The organism is Streptomyces sp. NPDC046349, from assembly GCF_055587885.1.
Window position 1 is genome coordinate 1 of record NZ_JBVJFK010000031.1, and the last position, 3,841, is coordinate 3,841.

2 protein-coding genes are annotated in these 3,841 nt (G+C 69.1%); both read left to right on the top strand.

Features of this window, described 5'->3' with window-relative positions:
- Window positions 1–152 precede the first annotated feature (152 nt).
- Window positions 153–509: a hypothetical protein gene (locus ACZ6JS_RS35485; protein ID WP_469304214.1), complete on the top strand. Its 357-nt coding sequence runs from the start codon at window positions 153–155 to the stop codon at window positions 507–509.
- Window positions 506–796 carry a hypothetical protein gene (locus tag ACZ6JS_RS35490; RefSeq protein ID WP_469304216.1) on the top strand — a complete coding sequence of 97 codons (291 nt, stop codon included), beginning with the start codon at window positions 506–508 and terminating at the stop codon, window positions 794–796. The genes ACZ6JS_RS35485 and ACZ6JS_RS35490 overlap by 4 nt, the downstream gene beginning before the upstream one ends.
- Window positions 797–3,841: the final 3,045 nt, after the last annotated feature.

Genomic DNA, 3,841 nt, shown 5'->3' on the forward strand with positions numbered 1-3,841 from the left:
TACTGCAGGGGGGACCCTGTGGGAGAGTAGGACGCCGCCGAACAATCATTGTGGGAAAGCCCCGCACCTTCTGGTGCGGGGCTTTTCTGCGTTCAGGGGCTGGTGCCGGGGCTCCGCTCGGTATCCTGGCCAGCGTTCCCCTGGAGGACACGATGACAGCACAGCAGGTGGAAGACGGCGGGCCTCTCATCCCTCAGCCGGCGATGACACGGGAAGCCCTGCGGGACGCCGTGCGCCGGATCGACATGGCCAACCTGGCCGTGCTCGACAAGGAATGCAACGAGGCCTTCGACCGTGCCGCGGAGACGGGCGCCATCAACCCGCTGCGGTTCTTCCTGATCAAGTGGGCAACGCACGTGGCCATCCACCGCTGGCCCGCACGCGTGGCCGCGCTGCACGAGGCAGAACGCGTCGCGGGTGACCCCGACGCCACAGAGGAACAGTTCCGCGCCGCCATGGAGACCAGCAGCCGCATCCTCGCCGAGGCCCAGCGCGAGATCGGTCAGTGACCCCGCGCGGCGAAGGCGTCGAGAACGACAGCGGCTGGGCGTGGGAGTGCGACCCCGGCCGCGTGTGGGTCCTCGGCGACATGCCCGCGGCACAGCAGGAACTGGTCGGAGCGGTCATGGACGGCCTGGTCGACCTCGCCGCGATGGCCATCGACCCCAAGGACGGCAGTCTCTACGAGGACCCCCATCCGATGCGGCTGCGTACGTACGAGGACGAACGCCTCATGGTCTGGTACCAGACCATCCCGCACCGCAGCCGGGTCTACCTCAAGCGCGTCAACCTCTGACCTTCAGCGGACCACCTCACCTCGAGAGGCCTCTCGCAGAGGACGGGAACGAACGCGCAGGCATCCAACTCCCCGCAGCGATGTCCACGTCTTCGGCGAAACCGCCCCGAGCGAGCCCCATGGCTTCGGATGCGGCGAGGGCGGCGACTGCTTCGGGCACGGAGGGGGACACCGTGCCCCTGTAGTGCGCCGCTGATCCCCCCGATCCCCCGATCGCCGCAGATCCTCGAGGGCCGGGCGCACTGCCGTCCGGCCCCCGCTCGCCCCGCGATCACAGCGAACGGGAGCTGGAGTGCGGAGGCCCTGCACAGACGTCCCGCGACGACCGTCGCCGGGCCGTCGCGGCGGCCCATCAGGACTCGTCGGGTGACGGCAGCACTCGCACGGCAGTGAACGGAGCCGCCGGAGTGCCGTCGGCGGCAGCGACCAGGGCGAGCCGGACGTGGCCAAGCCCGCCGGCCCTCCGCGCGGGCTGCCGCTCTCTCCGGAGCGAGGACGTAGGCCGTAGCGGCGGCCTGGACACCGTCGAAGTCGTCTTCCGCGGCGCCTACCCGGCGAGGATGTCCGCCCTTGCGGAGGGATGCGCGCACCCCGGCTGGCGGGGCGAGGGCACCGCAAGAAGATGCTGCTCCGGATCGCCATGATCAGAAGCGGCTGCTGCTGGGGGCCGTATGGCGCCCTGGGCTGGTGGTCGGTCTGCGTTCGCGTCGGTGGGCTGTCTGGGCGGCGGGGCGGCGGGCCTTCTGGTTTCGCGAGTACAGGGGGCTGGTTCGGGTGTCGGGAGTCGTCAGGGGTGAACTGCCACAGTGGGCCTCGATGCGATTGGCCCAGGGCGCGTAGATGGGGGGTGAAGCACAGATGCATCTTCTTCGCGGTCCACATCCTCTCGGCCCAGGTGGACCAGCGCCGTCAGGGCGGCGCGAATCGTGCGGAAGGCAGCCCAGGTCGTCGATGAGTCCACGGCCGCCCTGCCGTGGGTCCTCCACTCCCGGCCGTCACGGACCAGCGCGACAGTGCCGGACACCTGAGACGGCCGCCTGGATTAGGAAGGGCTGCGGCTCCTACCGGCCAGCAACAGGCGTTTTGGCAGGTGGCTGGATCACCGCCTGGTGATCGACGGGTTTCACCGGGTGCGGACCGGGTGCAGTGGTGTGATCTGCTCGAATGGTTCGGGGGGTGGAAGACGTCTGCGAGCACGCCCCCTGTCTTGGATCGGCCGACGGCACCTGGGAACGCTTGCTCCAGCAGGTCAAGAGGCCGCAGCCAGCGTCGCCGGCGAGATCGACTGGGCCATCTCGGTCACCTCCACCATCATCCGCGTGCATCAGCACGCGCCTTGCCCGTACCGATCCGCTTCCGGAACCGGATCAAACGGGACCGCAGGGGCGGGACACCAGGACGGGACGCCGTGGCAGAGTCTCGTCGCCCCCGCCTAATGGAGGGTGATGTGGGAAGCGAGGGCATGGAGCGCTCGCGCGGCGGGTTCCCCAGCGAGCTCCACCCGCGTCAAGCCGGTCTTGGCACGATCCGTGTTGCCGGACCTGGCCCCGGGGCCGGCCACGCCAGAAGCCCGGCAGCCTCGCGGTCGACAAGGCTTACGGCCCCATCCGCGACTACCTGCGGCGACCGGGCATCCGCCACGCCCTCCCGGAAAGACCGACAGCCAGGCAGCCCCCATACGCAAGGGCTCACGCGGTGGATGGCCGCCCCGCTTCGATGAGGACCGCTACAAGAAGCGCAGCACGGTCGCACGGGCGATCAACCCCTGAAGCAGTCCCGGGCGATCGCCTCCGCGATCTCCCTGTCGAGGGCCTCGCCGTCCTCGGCACGCACCCGAGCCCACGCGGCAGCCACGTCATTCGACCCGGGTGCCCCGCGTGCGCGAGTGCAGCAGACAGGCGAGGTGACATCGCGAAGACGACGCGCCCGTCATTGGGCGACGATGCGAGGCTCACCGGCTTCGACGAGTTCCGCGCACTGCCGCCGACCAGAAGCGATTCCCGCTCGACCACAGCCCCCAACAACCATGATCCGCCGGACAGGTCCTGATGGGTTGAACACTTCACGGACGGTGTCCTCGACCACCTGGACCAAACGCGCGATCACCGGATCGGTGCTGGCGCCGGCCGAGGCCGGCAGCAGCATCGTCCGCCGAAACCACACCGAACAGGTAGGGCGCCGCCGAACGATCTGCTTGGAGCTGCTGCCTCTCCTGCTCCGTCAGCCTCCGGACGATGAGCGGTTGTGCTCCCACCAGGACGACGAGCCGCCCGTGCACCTCTGCGGTCACAGCGCTGGATGGTGCCTGGCGGTGGTGATCCGGGAGCGGGTCCTACGCGACCCAGCAGCAGACGCCGTGGCTTCTGGTGTCGGCGCTGACGGCGCGAGTCGCCAGATCACTCAAGATCGCAGCAGTGATCTCTGCGCCAAGGCCCCCGCCCCCGTCCGCACGGAGCCGCACCCACCACGCAGCCATGTCACGCGACCCGGCCTTGACGACGCTGCTCACGCGCACATCATCTCCCTCTGCCCACCAGCTCCCGCGGCCGACGGGTCAAGGCGCCAGAAGGTGATCCGTGGGCTGTAGCCGATCTCAAGGGGGTAGGCCGCACGGAAGCGGTCCGCGACGCACCGCATGCCGACCGCGTCCCAGCGGACCGGTCCGTCGTCGCCGACGAGAACGCCCCGGCCGCCCCGCAGCCTGCCGGCGCCGATCCATGCGTGCTTGGCGCGAGGCCGGGCGAGCGCGTCTCGGTGCTGCGGCGGGGGTGGGGACGAGGCCGCGGGGTGGGGCTGCAGGCGGCGTTTTGACTCCTACCGGACACGGTTGTAGAGTTGAGCAGTTGCCTGGAGCGGAAACGTTCGGCAGCAGCCCCCACAAGGATCGCTTTCATGTGGGGACAGTCGACTCTTCATTCGGGAATCGAAGCCGGGGAAATCCGGTGGAAAACTTCTGATAGAGTCGGAACCGCCGGAAAGGGAAACGCGAAAGCGAAAACCTGGAAAGCACCGAGGAAGTCGGACACGAAAGAGTCTGATAGAGTC

What these genes read in the sequence shown, in the direction of transcription:
- ACZ6JS_RS35485 (WP_469304214.1), top strand. Translation starts at nt 153, where the DNA reads ATGACAGCACAGCAGGTGGAAGACGGCGGGCCTCTCATCCCTCAGCCG.